The organism is Pigmentibacter sp. JX0631 (assembly GCF_029873255.1).
GTDB lineage: Bacteria > Bdellovibrionota_B > Oligoflexia > Silvanigrellales > Silvanigrellaceae > Silvanigrella.
Genome location: NZ_CP123622.1, coordinates 395,439 through 410,910, shown reverse-complemented (window position 1 = coordinate 410,910; position 15,472 = coordinate 395,439). Strand labels below are relative to the sequence as shown.

Annotated in this window: 14 protein-coding genes; 7 read left to right on the top strand and 7 right to left on the bottom strand. The window is 31.6% G+C overall.

The genetic code is table 11. The annotated features are described in order from the left end of the window. Positions 1–14 precede the first annotated feature (14 nt). The 3 genes from QEJ31_RS01725 to QEJ31_RS01715 form a co-directional block, all read right to left on the bottom strand. A complete protein-coding gene (locus QEJ31_RS01725; protein ID WP_280592063.1) occupies positions 15–551 on the bottom strand; it encodes a hypothetical protein in 537 nt (178 codons plus the stop codon). Between the two features lie 74 nt (positions 552–625). Then, positions 626–1,036, bottom strand: a complete 411-nt coding sequence (locus tag QEJ31_RS01720; protein ID WP_280592062.1) for a hypothetical protein — start codon at positions 1,034–1,036, stop codon at positions 626–628. Further along, the gene (locus tag QEJ31_RS01715; protein WP_280592061.1) at positions 1,037–2,713 is read right to left on the bottom strand and encodes an AarF/UbiB family protein; all 1,677 of its coding nucleotides are present in this window, start codon (positions 2,711–2,713) and stop codon (positions 1,037–1,039) included. It lies immediately after the preceding gene. A 149-nt stretch (positions 2,714–2,862) separates the two neighbouring features. On the opposite strand from QEJ31_RS01715, the gene QEJ31_RS01710 reads away from it, so the two are divergent. After that, on the top strand, positions 2,863–3,165 hold the full coding sequence (locus QEJ31_RS01710) for a rhodanese-like domain-containing protein (protein WP_280592060.1): 303 nt from the start codon (positions 2,863–2,865) through the stop codon (positions 3,163–3,165). Here QEJ31_RS01710 and QEJ31_RS01705 read toward each other — a convergent pair. Continuing rightward, positions 3,157–3,522: a response regulator gene (locus QEJ31_RS01705; RefSeq protein WP_280592059.1), complete on the bottom strand. Its 366-nt coding sequence runs from the start codon at positions 3,520–3,522 to the stop codon at positions 3,157–3,159. The genes QEJ31_RS01710 and QEJ31_RS01705 overlap by 9 nt on opposite strands. Before the next feature lie 184 nt (positions 3,523–3,706). On the opposite strand from QEJ31_RS01705, the gene QEJ31_RS01700 reads away from it, so the two are divergent. Then, positions 3,707–5,242: an ATP-binding protein gene (locus tag QEJ31_RS01700; protein WP_280592058.1), complete on the top strand. Its 1,536-nt coding sequence runs from the start codon at positions 3,707–3,709 to the stop codon at positions 5,240–5,242. A 568-nt stretch (positions 5,243–5,810) separates the two neighbouring features. Beyond that, a complete protein-coding gene (locus tag QEJ31_RS01695; protein WP_280592057.1) occupies positions 5,811–7,106 on the top strand; it encodes a GAF domain-containing protein in 1,296 nt (431 codons plus the stop codon). Between the two features lie 56 nt (positions 7,107–7,162). Here the strand turns inward: QEJ31_RS01695 and secA are convergent, their stop codons facing one another. After that, the gene (gene secA, locus QEJ31_RS01690; RefSeq protein WP_280592056.1) at positions 7,163–9,688 is read right to left on the bottom strand and encodes a preprotein translocase subunit SecA; all 2,526 of its coding nucleotides are present in this window, start codon (positions 9,686–9,688) and stop codon (positions 7,163–7,165) included. A gap of 183 nt (positions 9,689–9,871) precedes the next feature. Between secA and QEJ31_RS01685 the strand changes: the two genes are divergently transcribed. Continuing rightward, entirely contained in the window at positions 9,872–10,240 is a 369-nt protein-coding gene (locus tag QEJ31_RS01685; RefSeq protein ID WP_280592055.1) for a hypothetical protein, read from the top strand. Between the two features lie 3 nt (positions 10,241–10,243). Here the strand turns inward: QEJ31_RS01685 and QEJ31_RS01680 are convergent, their stop codons facing one another. After that, positions 10,244–10,972, bottom strand: a complete 729-nt coding sequence (locus QEJ31_RS01680) for an ABC transporter ATP-binding protein (protein WP_280592054.1) — start codon at positions 10,970–10,972, stop codon at positions 10,244–10,246. 16 nt (positions 10,973–10,988) lie between these two features. Further along, on the bottom strand, positions 10,989–11,744 hold the full coding sequence (locus QEJ31_RS01675; protein WP_280592053.1) for an ABC transporter permease subunit: 756 nt from the start codon (positions 11,742–11,744) through the stop codon (positions 10,989–10,991). Between the two features lie 63 nt (positions 11,745–11,807). On the opposite strand from QEJ31_RS01675, the gene QEJ31_RS01670 reads away from it, so the two are divergent. From QEJ31_RS01670 to QEJ31_RS01660, 3 genes are read left to right on the top strand one after another with little or no spacing between them, the layout of a single operon-like run. Continuing rightward, on the top strand, positions 11,808–13,184 hold the full coding sequence (locus QEJ31_RS01670) for a lytic transglycosylase domain-containing protein (protein WP_280592052.1): 1,377 nt from the start codon (positions 11,808–11,810) through the stop codon (positions 13,182–13,184). Continuing rightward, on the top strand, positions 13,181–14,731 hold the full coding sequence (locus QEJ31_RS01665; protein ID WP_280592051.1) for a M17 family metallopeptidase: 1,551 nt from the start codon (positions 13,181–13,183) through the stop codon (positions 14,729–14,731). Before QEJ31_RS01670 ends, QEJ31_RS01665 begins: the two co-directional genes overlap by 4 nt. 55 nt (positions 14,732–14,786) lie before the next feature. Beyond that, complete coding sequence (locus QEJ31_RS01660; protein ID WP_280592050.1) at positions 14,787–15,077, top strand: hypothetical protein; 291 nt, start codon at positions 14,787–14,789, stop codon at positions 15,075–15,077. Positions 15,078–15,472: the final 395 nt, after the last annotated feature.

Here is a 15,472-nt window from a genome sequence, read left to right as displayed (position 1 = left end):
AATCCAAGTAGATTTTAAGTAAAAATAAAAATAACTATTAATAAAATTAGAAAAACTCCTGCAAACCAAAAAATTCCCATAGGTTTTCTTACTTCGTAAGGGTCTTCTTCTTCTAAAGTAACAAGTTTATTATTTTTAAATCTATCTAGCAGTGAACCTGATTTATGTTCTTTTTCTTCTTTCATATTACTTTTTGCTGAATCCATAGCATGAGCATCTTTTTTTTCATCACCATGTGAATCCGTAGCATGAGCATCTTTTTTTTCATCACCATGTGAATCCGTAGCATGAGCATCTTTTTGTTTAGATGCCTCAGTTCCCGATGGTTTGTGTTCTGAGTGGGAATTTTGTTTTTCTACACTTTTTTTAGAGGTTTCTTCCTTTTGTTTCATTGGAGTTGACTTTTTGGTTTCTGCCTTTGGTTCATATACTTCTTCCCCATTTTCTTTGTGAACATTTGCATGCGTTTCAGCAAAGGAAATTTTTGGAATAAATATAAGAATTAAGAATAGCCATGAAATTTGCCTAAAATTTAATATTCTATTTAGCAAGGCGTTAGCCTCCCAAGAAAAAAATTTTGCTTGCAGGGATCTGAATTAAGCCAATCTTTGTAATTGTAACTTGTTTAGTGTGACTTTTGTTGGACTTGATTCCAAATTTGACGGACGAGTTTAAACCAACTTTCTGAGTTTGCTGGAGATATTCCTTTGATGCTGAAAAACTTGAGAATAGGAAGACCGCCAAATTTAGGCCCCTGTTTAGGCACCATATCTGTAAATAAATAAACAGGACCATTGATATTATGCCGTTTAAAAAGTTTTTCCGGACCGTATATCCGAAGTTCAACTCTTAAAAGCCCTTTAGGTTTATCTACTACTTGTTCAAAAAAACTTTCAATTTCATCGGATTGTTCATCAGAGTTTGTTTGTAAACACAAAGCAAGTTCATTTTCCCCGTAGTCATGGATCATACTTTCAAATCCATACGAGAAACTTCCATAACAAAACCAAATGTCGACACAAAATCCAGGTAACATTTATTTAAATCTTCCTGACCGTATAATTCCAATAATGAGCCACAAACCAAGTATCACAGCCGTACCAAAGCCGATAAGACCAAAGGTAGCTAAGAAGTCATAGAGTTTACCTTGTTTTCCATAAGTAGCAATACTACTTCCAAGAACTATGGAACCTAAAAGTATAGCAAGACTTAATCTATTTGAAGCTCTGTCTAATTCGCGTGTTAAAAATATAATATCTTCTGACTTAAACTGAAAGGATAATGAACCTGCTTGCAACTTTTTTGCAAGGATTCTTAGAGTAATGGGAAGATCTTTTAAAAATGCACCAGAATCATGCAAAGCAAGACCCAAATTTCTTTCCAGCCATTGCTTATCAAATTGCAGAAATGAGTTTTTTTCATAATATTCATTCGCAAATTCTATAAATTGAAATTTTGGTTGAACGCTTCTAGCAAAACTTTCTAACGCTATTAAAGCGCGAAAAAATAAAATTAAATCTCTTTCAAGTGGAACATTTTTGCTAGCAGCTACTCTTGCTATTCGCATTAAAGTCTTTCCTAATTGCAATTCATGAAGCGGAACAGATATAATATTGTCTAAAATTTCAATAATTTCTGATTCTAGTTGACTGCTTATAGAAAGATCTTCTTTCTCAGTTAGTTCGATAAATAATCTTGCACATGTTTCTATGTCATGCTTGGCTAGAGAATAAAACATAAATGCTAAAGTATTTCTTAGGCTTTGTTTTAATCGAACTGTTAAACCAAAATCAAGGATACCTAATTTTCCATCTTGCATTTGAATTAAATTACCGGGGTGTAAATCCCCATGAAATATTCCAAATTGAAAAGTCATATCTAAGAAAGTTTCAACACCAATTTTAATGAGTTCATCAGAATTTTTTAGGGAATTGGTATCAGTTAATTTTACTCCAGAGACTTCAGACATACATAAAATTTTTGATGTACAAAATGTATAGTAAATATTTGGAATATGAATTTTTGTGTTGTCTTTAAATAAATGCCGCATTCGTTCGGTATTCGCAGCTTCTTTTGTATAGTCAAGTTCATTAAATAGGGAACGTCTAAGTTCTGCAACAATAACAGTAGGCTTTAAAACTTTTAACTCAGGAAAAGCTGTTTCTAAAAGAGAAGCTATTGTCATTAAAATAGCTAAATCATTTGTTATTATAGTTTCAACTTCAGGACGTTGTATTTTAAAAACTACATGTGAACCATTTTTCAAAATTGCTCTATGAACCTGTCCTATACTTGCTGATCCTATTGGATCAAAATCAAAAGATTCTATTTCAGAGAATAGCTTTTCTGAAAGTTCAGTAGATAATAATTTCTCAACTATTTCTTTTGGAATAGGTTTAACATTGTCACAAAGTCTTTTAAATTCTTCAATATAACTTTTTGGCAATAAATCTTCTCTTGCAGATAAAAGTTGTGCAAGTTTTATAAATGTTGGTCCTAATTCTTCAAAAGCAAGAGCTAAGCGTTTGGCTCTAGTATAGTTTTGGTTGAGATTTGAAGGTGAAGAATTTGTTTCTGATGAAGAGCTTTGCTGCAAAAGGTCACTTAATTCAGTGCGTTGAATTTCTCTTTTGAAGCCATAACGGGCTAAAATATTTACTATATGTGTTAATCTTCCAACATTTCTGATCTTTTGTAGAATACTTGATGGCATAGAAAAATTACCTTTACTTGAAGAGACTAAGGTCAGAAATTTCTTTCTACCACTTCTTATGAGTATAATCGTCTCATGTTCGTTGCAAAATAGATGGAAGAAATGATTTCCTCCTTTATCGATTACAACATTTTGAATTGGAGCCTAGAATGAAATTATCTTGTAAAGAATTTATGACCTTATACAAAAAAGCGGATGCAAATAAGAAATTATTGCTTGATGTAAGAGAACCAGATGAATGTGCTACAGGCTCCTTAGAAGGTAGTATTAATATTCCTGTCGGGGAATTAGAAAATCGTTTTTCGGAAATTCCTGTTGAGAAAGAAATTTTTATTTACTGTAAGGCGGGGGGAAGAGCGGAAAGAGCTGAAATGTATCTAAACCACCGAGGTGTGAAAGAAACGAGAGTGGCTTCACAAGGTGGCTATGAAGAATTAAAGACTTTAATTTAAAGCTTTTTTAACAGCTGCAACCAGTTTGTCTGGTACAAAAGGTTTCACAAACCAAGCCATGACACCTATTTCCTTTCCAAGTTGGGCATCGTCTTGGTTTGTATCTTTTGCAAGGATAAAAATGGGAACATTTTGGGTTTTTGGATCTGCTTTTAAAGCCTTGGCAAGTTCAAAACCACCCATCATTGGCATATTTAAAGCTGAAATGACAAGATCTACAGGTTGACTTTTTGCAATGGAAAGAGCAACAGAACCATTTTCAGCTTCTAAGACAGTAAATCCTGATTTTGATAAGGCGTATTTAGCTACATTTCTTATTGTTTTTACATCGTCAACTACCAAAATGGTCTTAGCCATATGTTTTCCTTACTAAAATTTACAGCCTTTTAATGATCGGATTATTTTTTTAATTCTTTATTCCTAATCAAGTTTTAGTTTAAATGTATAGAAAATCATTAATTTTGTTCAGTTTTTTGTTTGTTAATTCATTTATAGATTAATTTGTTACAAAAAAGGGGGATATTATAGAGGATTTTATATTATGGCAAAAACTTATGCTTGTTTACTTCTTGGTGTTGACGTTATCACTGTTGAAATTGAAACTTTTATTGGAAATGGTTTTTCAGGTTTAAATATTTTAGGTTTAAATTCGGAAGCTTCTAGAAATATGCGGGAGAGAGTTAGGTCAGCTCTTGAATCTATTGGAGTATTAATTCCAGCAAAAAGAGTTGTCGTAAATATTACACCTAGTGAAAAAATAAAAGAATCCAGAACTCCATTATCTCAGCTTGACTTTCCTGTAGCAGCCTCAATTTTATCATCATTATATCCAGATAAATTGATATTTAATGATAATATATACGAATATTTTGCTGGAGAATTAACCCTTTCCGGAAATATTAAAGAATTAGATAATATTTTAATTTATAAAGCTTTGTTGTTTAATAACAATATTAATTATAAAATTAATTTATCAGTAAAAAATAGAAAAATTGAAGCTGGAAGTTTTATTAACTACTACAAAAATTTGTTAGATTGGTGGGAATTAACGATTGGAAAAAAAGAATTAATAAATAGTAAATCAAATATTATATCAACATATTCAGTATTTAGTGATTCTAACAAAAAGTCTATTTCTGATACTTTTCTTGATGAAATAAAAAACACTGTGATAAATATTGCTAAAAATCCTAAGGCAGCCGTGGGGGTTTTGGTTTCTGCAATGGGAAAACACCATATTTTATTTGCTGGTGAACCAGGAATAGGAAAAACTTATTCTTTGCAAAAAATAGAAAATTTATTGCCCCCATTATCAGCAATTGAAGAGTTTGAAATTCAAATGATCCATTCTAAAGATACCGATTTGGTAAGGCCATTTAGAAATCCTCATCATTCAGTGTCGGCAGCGGCATTAATTGGAGGAAGTTCTTTAAAACCTGGGGAAGTTTCTTTAGCCCATCAGGGTATACTTTTTTTAGATGAATTGTCTGAGTTTTCCAGTCAAAGTTTAGAATCACTGCGAGAACCTTTAGATTCTAAATTTGTGAGCCTTTCAAGAGCGAGTGGACATGTTCGATATCCTGCAAAGTTTTTGCTTTGCGCAACTACAAATCCATGTAGCTGCGGTTATTTGTTTTCTTCAGTAAAAGCATGCCGATGTCATCCAAAAGAAATCAGGAAATACTTACAAAAATTAAGTGGCCCCCTACTGGATCGATTCTGTCTCCAAATCTGGTTAGAACCAACAAGTTCTAGAAAAATATTTGATTGCTTTGAAAGAGAAATTTTATCTTTCAATAATTTAAATAAACTAGATAAATTTGTTGAAAATTATGGAAGAAAAATTTTACAAGAAAATAATTATCTTAATTACAGTTCTTCCAGTCAGATAAAAGAAATTCTTAATTTAAATGATACGTTTAGAAATCTATCATTAAGGGGTCAAGAGAAAGTGAGATCTTTAGTTAATACATTTCATTTTGTTTTTAATGAGATAGAAATAAACTCTAAATTTATCGAAAGTGTTTTAAATTATAGAAATTTAGAAAAAATGTTTCTCCAAAAAAATTTATTTTAACAAATTTTTTAGATATTTAGACAAAAATTAATAAAAAAATATTACTATAATTTTTAGCACACCAAAAATGTTATATATTATAAATATTTGAAAAGTTGTCAGAATATCCCTAGAAAATTTTTCTTGTCATATTATTCTATTAGAAAATATTTTAAAATCTTCTAATATCTAAAAAATTTAACTCTGCAAAAAAATAATTTTTATATTTTCAAAAAAAACGTTTTCATGTAAGTATTCATGTGTGGTTATTTAAAAATATAATTTTAAAAAGTCTTTCATTTGTGGATAATTTTCTAATTTGTAAAAAAAATAAAAATAACAAGTTATATACAATTTTTATTCCATTTCTTCTAAGGTTTTCAAGTTTTTTATATTTAATTTATCGAAAAATTTACAAAAATTCATTGCGGATTTTTATTTTTTTTGTTAATCTAATCTTAATAATGTCTGCTTTATATGAAGGCATTTTGTTTTAATTTTTCCTTTAATAAAAATTTGATAAGCAAGTAATATTTTATTCTTTATTTCAAGAATTTAACATTATTTTTTCTACTTTAAGGATATTAGGATGATTCATGGGAAAAAAAAATCCTTTTGTAATAACTCTCTCTCTTTACTGCAAGAACGGGAAAGAGTAGAGTCCTTAAAAAGTTATTTTATTTTAGATAGTTTAACTGATAGTAATTTTGATGAAATAGCCTATTTAGCAGCTAAATCATTTAAATGTCCTTATGCTATGATTAATTTTATAGATAAAGATAGAATTTGGTCTAAATCTGTTGTGGGTAATTTCCCAGTTGAATATGAAAAATCTTTTTCTTTTTGCCAGTATGCAATATATTCTGAGGATTATTTTGTAATTCACAATACATTAATTGATAAAAGAGTTGCGCTAAGTCCTTATGTGGTTCAAAATCCATTTATTCGTTTCTATGCTGCTGTTCCTCTTTTTTCTTACGATGGGCATTGTGTTGGTACTTTAGCGATTTTTGACACGAAGGAAAATGATTTTAGTGAAGGACAATTTCAATATCTAAAGTATTTAGCTTCTCGAGTAATGAATTTAATGGAATTAAGAAGAAAAAAAGTTCTGTTAGCAAAAGAGTCACGAGCTGTTAAATTACAAATTCCAAAAATCGGAAGAGAAACTTTAATTAAACATCAAACAAGTAGCATTGAAAGTAATGCTTTATTTAGTTTCGGAGAAAGTAATTTTAATAATTCAAAGATACATTCTTATATTGGAAGTGATGTTAAGTCTTTGAACAATATTTACTCAAATGAAAGTTATAATTCATCTCTTGCTCTTAATTTAACACCGCTTTTTTCAGATAGTGATTCTGTAAAATGTGATTTTAAAAGTATTTCTACGGAACCGAAATTTCCTGAAAATCAAGTTTCGTTATCTAGCGTCATTAAATATTTGCAAAAAATATATCGAAAAAAAATAAAACAAAAACAGTTTCAATTAGAATTTATATCGCATGTTACTGATAATTTGATGATTGAAACAAACTCAGCAATGTTTTTTCAACTTTTTATTTCTTTGATAGATTATTCTATTGAAAGTTTTGAATCATCCAAGTACAGATGGATTTTGTTTGAATTTAAAGAAAATGAAAGTGAATTAGAGATCCAATTTTCTTATGCTAATTGCACTTTTAATTTCTTATTTGATTATGAGAATAAGAATTATTTTCAAGTAGCGAAGGAATCTGTAAATGGAAGACAAGATGATAGAATAGTTTCCAATTTAGAAAATATTATTAATACCTTAAATGGTCATTGCCACCTTGATAGAAACTTAGTCAATTCTAAACTCACCATATATATAGGAAAAAACAATAGAAGCTTACTCAATTAATAAACTCTATAGAAAAGTAAGTTACTATTACATTCTCAAGCCGTTTAAGATGTACTCTAAGGATTAGAATACATCGCTCTTTTCCGTTCTAAAGCTTCTTGTTCTTCAAGCTTATTTTCAAAAGCTTCTTCCGGATCTTCATGTTCAGCATGCGCATTTTTTAACTCTGCTTCGGCCTTTCTTTCAGCTTCAGCTTTTGCTTCAGCAATAAATTTTTCAGCTAAGTTAGGTTGAATGCGATAGATCATTTGCAAAGAATCTTGCTTTACTGCTGCAATTAATCTGATGAATAATTCAAATGCTTCATTTTTGTATTCTTGTAATGGATCTTTTTGCGCATAACCTCTTAAACCGATGCCATCTTTTAAATGATCGATATTTAATAAATGATCTTTCCACCAAGAATCAATTGTCTGTAACATTACCCAGCGCTCAATGTCGCGCATTTGATCCACACCAAAAAGTTTTTCTTTGTCATTGTATTCTTGTTCTAGCTTTTTAGTAATCAGCTCATAAAATTCTTCGCGAGTTAGCTCAGGTTTTACTCTTTCTTCAGGAGTAAAAGGGATTGCCTTATTAAAGTTGCGAAATAATATTCTTTCTAAATTACGATAGTCAATTGCAACCATTTCTCCTGGTAATCCACTTGGAGGAGAAAAGTCATCACAAATAGTTCGAGCAAACTTTTGGATAGGCTCGCCAGCTAAAATATCTTTCACGTTTTCTTTGCGTAAAATTCTCATACGGGCAGAATAAATGGCTTTTCTTTGTTGATTTAGCACATCATCATACTGCAAGAGTTGTTTACGGATATCATAGTTAAAACCTTCAACTCTTTTTTGAACTTTGCCAATTACATTTGTTAAGCGAGGGTCATGAATGGCTTCATCTCCAACAAACCTTTCCATAATAAACTGATTGGCTTTATTATTAAAGCGACGCATTAGTTCATCTTCCCAAGATAAGAAAAACTTACTTGCCCCCGGATCCCCTTGGCGCCCTGAACGTCCGCGCAACTGGTTATCTATTCTCCGGCTTTCATGTCTTTCTGTTCCAATAACAAAAAGTCCACCAAGTTCTGGTACTCCAGACCCTAAAATAATATCAGTACCTCTTCCTGCCATGTTGGTTGAAAGTGTAACTTTTCCTTTTTGTCCTGCTTCAGCAATAATTTTTGCTTCTTGTTCATGATGTTTCGCATTTAAAACTTGATGCGGTATATTCTTCTTTTTTAACAATTCTGAAAGTAATTCGCTTTTTTCTATACTCACTGTACCGACAAGAACAGGTTGCCCTTTTTTATGAATGGCTTCAATTTCATCAGCCACAGCATTAAATTTAGTCGCTTGTTTTAGATACAAGACATCATCATGATCTTTTCTTACCATTGGTCTATTAGTTGGAATCACAACTACACTTAGTTTATAAATACTGTGAAATTCAACGGCCTCAGTGTCTGCAGTACCAGTCATCCCAGATAATTTTTCATACATCCGAAAGTAGTTTTGTAAAGTAACTTGAGCAAGAGTTTGGTTTTCTGGTTGAATTTGAACATTTTCCTTACCTTCTAAAGCTTGATGAAGGCCATCAGAAAATCTTCTGCCATGCATGAGTCTTCCAGTAAACTCATCAACTATGATGATCTGTCCATTTTGGACAATATAATGATCATCTTTTCTAAATAATACATGGGCTCTTAACGCATTATTACAGGCATGTACGAGTTCATTATTTTCAGGATCAAAAAGATTTTCAACATTTAAACGTTTTTCTACTTTTGAAATTCCTGCTTCGGTTAAAGCACAAGCTCTAGATTTTTCATCTACGGTATAATCAATTTCTTTTCGTAAGCCTCTGATTGCATTATTAGCAGTAATATATTTATCTGAAGTTGTATCTGATGGACCACTGATAATTAATGGAGTTCTCGCTTCGTCTATTAAAATAGAGTCCACTTCGTCAACGATAGCAAAATGATGGCCTCTTTGCACAAAATCTTCAAGACTAACTTTCATATTGTCTCTTAAATAGTCGAAACCTAACTCATTATTAGTGGCGTAAGTAACATCACAACGATAGGCCTCTTGGCGTTCTTGATCACTCATTCCATTTAAAATGCAACCAGTTGTTAATCCCAAAAAACTGTAAAGTCTTCCCATTTCTTCAGATTGTGTCGAGGCGAGATATTCATTAACTGTGACTACATGCACGCCTTTGCCAGTAAGCGCATTTAAATAAACAGGAGCTGTTGCAGTTAAAGTTTTTCCTTCTCCTGTACGCATTTCTGCTATTTTACCTTGATGTAAAACACTACCACCGATTAATTGGACATCGAAATGTCTTTTTCCTAATGATCTTTTACTTGCTTCACGAACCACAGCAAATGCTTCTGGAAGAAGGGAATCTAGGGTTTCGCCCTTTTGGTAGCGTTCCTTAAATTCGGCTGTTTTGGCTTTTAATTGTGCATCAGTGAATGCTTGCAACGTTGCTTCGAGCGTATTTATTTTTGTAAGAATAGGCGCAATTTTACGTAATTCTCGATCGTTTTTCGTTCCAAAGAGTGATTTGAGAATATTTAACATGACTTAAAGTTTATCCTTTCAAACAAAATAAAAAGCTTAAAACCACCAGCCTTTTAACATACAATCCGCAAGTGTGCCAATTTTAGGGACAGGTCATCCCTTCTTTCCTCTTATTTCATAATCGAACCTTCCGACAAGCCATAAGGACTGAAAGCTCATTGGAGTTTAGTGGAAGGAATTAAAATGTCTAATACATCTCAAGACATATTTGAAGAATTCAATGAAGAAAACCTAGAGGGTTATGCGATGGATTTGGAAACTGCAAGTATGTTAGCCGATGATGCTACTGCAAATGCTGGTCTAAATAAACAAATTGAGCAAATTCTTGATAGTATTACCAGAGTAGGCGGTGAAGTTTGTAAATTAAGGGCAGAAATGGATAGTTTGCTTGATCAAAATGGAATGCTAATGGATTCTTTTCACAAATTAAAAGACGTGTTAAGTGAAAAGGGATATTTAGATATTGATGATTTTCAATTAGCTTGCGATGTATTTGATGAATCAAATTTAAAAAATATTAATAGCCAATTTATTAAAAAAGTATCTCATTAACTTTTAAATATAACTAATTATTTCTCTTTCAAATTCAGTTAAATATTCATTTTCGTTTATAATATTTTTAAAAGATTTTTTTATTATTGCAGGTTTCTCTCCAATAACATGAATATCTTTTGATAAATTTAAAGCTTCTCGAACATCATGGGTCACCAAAATAGCATATTTATTAGTTTGAGTTATTTTCTGAAAAAGCCATTGTTGAAAAAAATGTTTTGAATGAGCATCTAGTGAAGCAAACGGTTCGTCTAGTAAAATGGCTTCAGAATTCATAACCAATGCCCTTGCAAAAGAAATGCGTTGAGCCATGCCTAAAGAAATTTCATTAGGATATTTCATTGCATGTTGATCGAGCTGAACCAATTTTAGAGCTTCTAAAGCTATTTCTCTTTTAGATTTCTTTTCTTTTTCTACTTGAATATTTGTAACAACAAAAGCTATATTTTCTAAAATATTCTTCCAAGGTAAGAGATGAGGAATTTGAGGTACTAAAGTAAATAAATTTTGTTTTTCACCCCATTTTTCTAACATAAATTCTTGATTTTCAGTTCTTATAAATCCGGATGCTCCATTTTCCATTCCCATCAAAACTCGTAACAAAGTTGATTTTCCACACCCTGATGCGCCAATAATTGAAGTGATTTCACCCTTTTTTAATTTTACTTGAATTTTCTTTATAACTGGTTCTATTTTGTTATAATTATAATTTTCAACATGAATATCTAACATAAATATTTTCCTATCGTTATTTTTTAGTAGAATTCCAAAAAATAATTTTTTCACTTATAAATGAAACTAATTTAGTACTAATTAAACTAATAGTAATAATAATTAGAACAACTGCTATCACTTTATCTGTTCTAAAAGTTGCTTGAGCTCTTAATAAGTAAATACCTAATCCTTCTTCACTACCCATTAATTCGGCTAATACTGTAGACCCAAAAGAATAACTAACACTGATTTTTAAAGCATTAAAAAAACCTGGCAATGAATTTGGAAAGTATATGTGAAAAAATGCTTTTATAGGTTTAATTTTAAGCATTTTAGTAAATAAAAAATATTCTTTATAAGAATTTAATAAATCATTTTGCAATACTATTGCAATAGGAAATGAACAAGTGAGTACTACTAAAACAATTTTTGGAGCCATTCCAAGACCCAACCAGATCATAAGTAATGGTATGAAAACTAAATAAGGAACACTTTGAGAGATTGTCAAAAAAGGCGACAAAAATGCTCTTAGTTTAGAAAATTTATAAGATATTATAGCTAAGAAAAATCCAATAATAATTGAGAGAAATACCCCTATTAGCCATTCTACTGTTGTCACTTTAGTGTTCTGTAACAGAATTTCCCAGTCTGCTAAAAATACTTCTGTCACTTTAGATGGCAAAGGTATAATATATTCTGGTACCTTAGCTTTTTGTAACGTTAATTCAGCTATAAAAGTTAAAAACATTACAAAAAAAACTGGAAAAATCAATTTAGATATGCGAGACATATCACTGCCTTTCAATCATTCTAAGCGCAAAGCTGTTAATTGCTTTCTGCCAGAGGATTTCTTATGTTTCTTAAAAGTCTAAAATTAACAAGAACTTCTTTCTTGACTACAATCGTAATTGCTTTGCATACCTCAACGGTCTATGGGCTAGATCTAAAAGTTGATTTACCCCAAAATGCAGGCAAAGAACCTGTGTTATATTACAATCCAATAGTCGATCAACAGCCTAACTCTGGAACTAGTATTAAAACAGATGATTCAGGTAAAATCGCGAAAAATAAGAAAAAAGATAATAAAAATAAAAAAAATGATGAACTTACTGCTGAGACCCAAGACGAAATCCTAGAAGATTCTAGTATTCCACCTCCACCAGAAAATTTGGTGCAAAATAAGAAAAAAAACCAACAAAATTTAAATGTATCTAAAAATGAACCTATAAAAAATGCAAAAAAATCACGACAAATGCGGGATGAAACCGTTTATGAGAGTGAGGAAGCAGAAATTGTTGAATCAACGCAAACTCGTAATTCGAAAGATCCTTTTCCAGCTTTGGCTTGTATTGCTGATAATGTTGCCTTTTGGGAAAGAGTTTATACTGAAATTGACGTTAACGATGCGTTTTTACATGATAAAAATGATTTAGGTATCATCTACAGTTCTTTTTCTCTTGCCTCAAGTAAAGCATTGAGGAACAAGCAAATTGAAGCTGAAAGAAAAAAATATACTAATATTTTAAATAATTTAGCTAATAAGTTGAAATCTTCTGCAAAAAAATGGAATGCCGATGAAAAAAGAGTTGCAGCTCTTTTTAAGCCAGGAACGTTAACTACTCAGAATGTTTTAGCAGCAATTGATAATTTGAGGGTTCAAACAGGATTGAAAACTCAGTTTGATGCTGGTGTTCAAAGAAGTATTAACTATTTGCCAACTGTCTATCCTATTATAAAAAATAGCGGTTTGCCTCTTGATATCGTATTCCTTCCGCATGTTGAAAGTAGCTATAACTCAAAAGCTGGATCCAAAGTAGGAGCTATGGGACTTTGGCAAATAATGCCAAATACGATGAAGTTATTGGAAGGAAAAAATGCAGTTTCAAAAAGGACTGATCCTAAAATTTCAACTCGAGCAGCGATGAAACTCTTAAAAAGTGACTACGATAAAGTTCAAAATTGGCCTCTTACGTTAACGGCTTATAATCATGGTGTAAACGGTATGTTGAGAGCTATTGATGAGACTGGTTCACGGGATCTTTGTAAAGTAATAGATCACTATAGTTCTCCTTCATTTAAATTTGCTTCAAGTAATTTTTATGCCCAGTTTCTTGCAGCAAGAAAAGTTGCTATGAAAAAATATGCCGTAATTGCAAAAAAGAAGTCAGGCGGATCAAGCCTTGTTTTGCGTAGGACAATTTTAAGTAACAAAGGTGGAAGTATAAAATGAAAACTCTCTCAGAATGGCTGTTAAGTTCTCCATTTAGTCTTAATCTTCAAAGCAATGAAGACATTAAATTAGGAGTCCGACAGCCCAAGGGGGTTCTCGTTAATCTTTTAACTGAAGATAAATTTACCGAAAATAGAGCGCTATATGATTTTGCTTTTCGAATTTATGGTGAAGTAAAATCAAAAACTCTTTATCCAATGAATGATTCGGGTAAAGAGTTTTTCTTTATTTTCCCTAAAGATTTACCTAAATCTTTAGGCTTTGATTTGCCTGGAAAGTCGCATTATTTATGCTACCTAGGCTCATTGCTTTCTGTTTCTTTATTAAATCATTCAAATAAAAATCCTGAAATTAAAAATTACTTACTAAATTTTGAAAATAATTTTATTGATAATTTTTCTTCAATTAAATACGAATTTTTTGTTGGATTTTTGCAAAAATCTATTTCAAATAAGTTAAGTAAAAATTATTTACAAGAAGAAAAAATTTCAATTAATATCAATGATATAAATTTTTCACCTTTTGATTTAAATAAAAGTCAATCAATTCATGACTCGATGTGTATTACTCGATCTTTTGTAAATATGCCACCAAACATTTTAAATCCTCAATCTTATGAAGATTTTCTTGATTTCATCATCGAAAATGAAAAAAAATTCTTTGAAGAAAAAGCAGAAATTCATATGGAAGTAATGTCGTATGAAGCATTAAAGGAACAAGATTGCGGCTTGATTTGTGCAGTTGGGCAAGGAAGTTTAATTAAACCTCGCCTTGTTAAGTTAACTTATCAGCCTAGGAATAGTTCAAAAAAATTGCCTAAAATTTCTTTAGTTGGAAAGGGAATTACTTTCGACAGTGGAGGATATGATATTAAACCCTCTTCCGGCATGCGGATTATGAAAAAAGACATGGGAGGTTCTGCCTCAGCATTTGGGATATTTTTATCCTGTCTAAAATTAGAGCTACCAGTTCATTTAACGTGTTGGCTTCCCTTAGCAGAGAATATGATTTCGGGTAATGCGATGCGTCCAGGAGACGTTTATCGTGCCAAAAATGGGTTGCAAATTGAAATTGACAATACTGATGCTGAAGGAAGATTAGTTTTAGCTGACGCATTAACTCTCGCCATCCAAGAAAGTCCAGATTGGCTGATAGACTTAGCAACGTTAACGGGTGCCGCAAGGGTTTCGTTAGGAACAATGGTTGATTCCTTATTTGGAAATCATAAATTTACAACAGAGTTGTTGTACCGTTCCGGAATTGAAACAGGAGACTGGGTTTGGAACATTCCTATACCAGCAGATTATGAGAGCTATTTAGATTCCAATATTTCAGATTTGGCCAATAGTGGGAGTTCTGGTTTTGCTGGTTCAATCACCGCAGCTTTATTTTTACAAAAATTTATTGGGAATACTCAATGGAATCATATTGATACCTACATGTGGTGTGATAAGCCAACTTTTCTCTGGTCTGAAGGATCGGGTGCGACTGGAAAATGTGTCAGGTTAGTGACTAGGGCAATTGAAGAATATATTTTAAATCTTTAAAAAATGCTTTATAATTAAGCTATTGTGTACATTTTAAGAAGAAGGAGATGGGATTATGCCAGAGCAGAGCCCTGAAGCTATTGTTAATATGGTTAGCCTTCATCTTCGTGAATTAATTCATGATATTAATAATGCGCTCTTTGTCACCAAAGGTTTTTTAGAAGAATTAAATGAAGATACGCAGAATAAAAGGTATATGGATCCTAAATTTGACCATGAAAACTTCCAGGATATGGTATCAACTATCAATAGAAACATAGAAAAAATAGATACAAATTTAATAAAATTAAGAAAATTTGCTAAAGAAGATATTTTTGACAAAACTGGAATTCCAAAACCAACTTAAAAAATTGGGAATCTAGACAAAATCTAGCCGCCGTGCTGTCCGGTGCTCGGCGGCTTGTCGTCCCTCTGAGGAGGGAAAGTGATAGGAAATTTTTGAATGGATAATGCTAAAGGCAAGAGTTCAAAAGGAAAGGATATTTTGTTTAAGGAAGGTCAAAAATAATACCCGAACGACATTACTTTTGGGCTACCCTTTTAGGTGTCCTAGCCTGATTTGTAGCATGCCTTACCTCTCACTGCAACACAAAAATAACTTCTTTTTCCATTTTATCAGAATGAAATCATTTGATTTTATAAAAATCGCATAATTACAAACAATTACAGATCCGTTTCGTGATTTGTGTCAAAACAAAATATATTTAATGATATTGGCACCTTTTGCTATCCATAACATCA

Bases quoted from the DNA above. Each gene is read 5' to 3' on its own strand.
- QEJ31_RS01720 (WP_280592062.1), bottom strand. From the start codon at position 1,036: ATGTTACCTGGATTTTGTGTCGACATTTGGTTTTGTTATGGAAGTTTC.
- QEJ31_RS01715 (WP_280592061.1), bottom strand. From the start codon at position 2,713: ATGCCATCAAGTATTCTACAAAAGATCAGAAATGTTGGAAGATTAACA.
- QEJ31_RS01710 (WP_280592060.1), top strand. From the start codon at position 2,863: ATGAAATTATCTTGTAAAGAATTTATGACCTTATACAAAAAAGCGGAT.
- QEJ31_RS01705 (WP_280592059.1), bottom strand. From the start codon at position 3,522: ATGGCTAAGACCATTTTGGTAGTTGACGATGTAAAAACAATAAGAAAT.
- QEJ31_RS01700 (WP_280592058.1), top strand. From the start codon at position 3,707: ATGGCAAAAACTTATGCTTGTTTACTTCTTGGTGTTGACGTTATCACT.
- QEJ31_RS01695 (WP_280592057.1), top strand. From the start codon at position 5,811: ATGATTCATGGGAAAAAAAAATCCTTTTGTAATAACTCTCTCTCTTTA.
- secA (WP_280592056.1), bottom strand. From the start codon at position 9,688: ATGTTAAATATTCTCAAATCACTCTTTGGAACGAAAAACGATCGAGAA.
- QEJ31_RS01685 (WP_280592055.1), top strand. From the start codon at position 9,872: ATGTCTAATACATCTCAAGACATATTTGAAGAATTCAATGAAGAAAAC.
- QEJ31_RS01680 (WP_280592054.1), bottom strand. From the start codon at position 10,972: ATGTTAGATATTCATGTTGAAAATTATAATTATAACAAAATAGAACCA.
- QEJ31_RS01675 (WP_280592053.1), bottom strand. From the start codon at position 11,744: ATGTCTCGCATATCTAAATTGATTTTTCCAGTTTTTTTTGTAATGTTT.
- QEJ31_RS01670 (WP_280592052.1), top strand. From the start codon at position 11,808: ATGTTTCTTAAAAGTCTAAAATTAACAAGAACTTCTTTCTTGACTACA.
- QEJ31_RS01665 (WP_280592051.1), top strand. From the start codon at position 13,181: ATGAAAACTCTCTCAGAATGGCTGTTAAGTTCTCCATTTAGTCTTAAT.
- QEJ31_RS01660 (WP_280592050.1), top strand. From the start codon at position 14,787: ATGCCAGAGCAGAGCCCTGAAGCTATTGTTAATATGGTTAGCCTTCAT.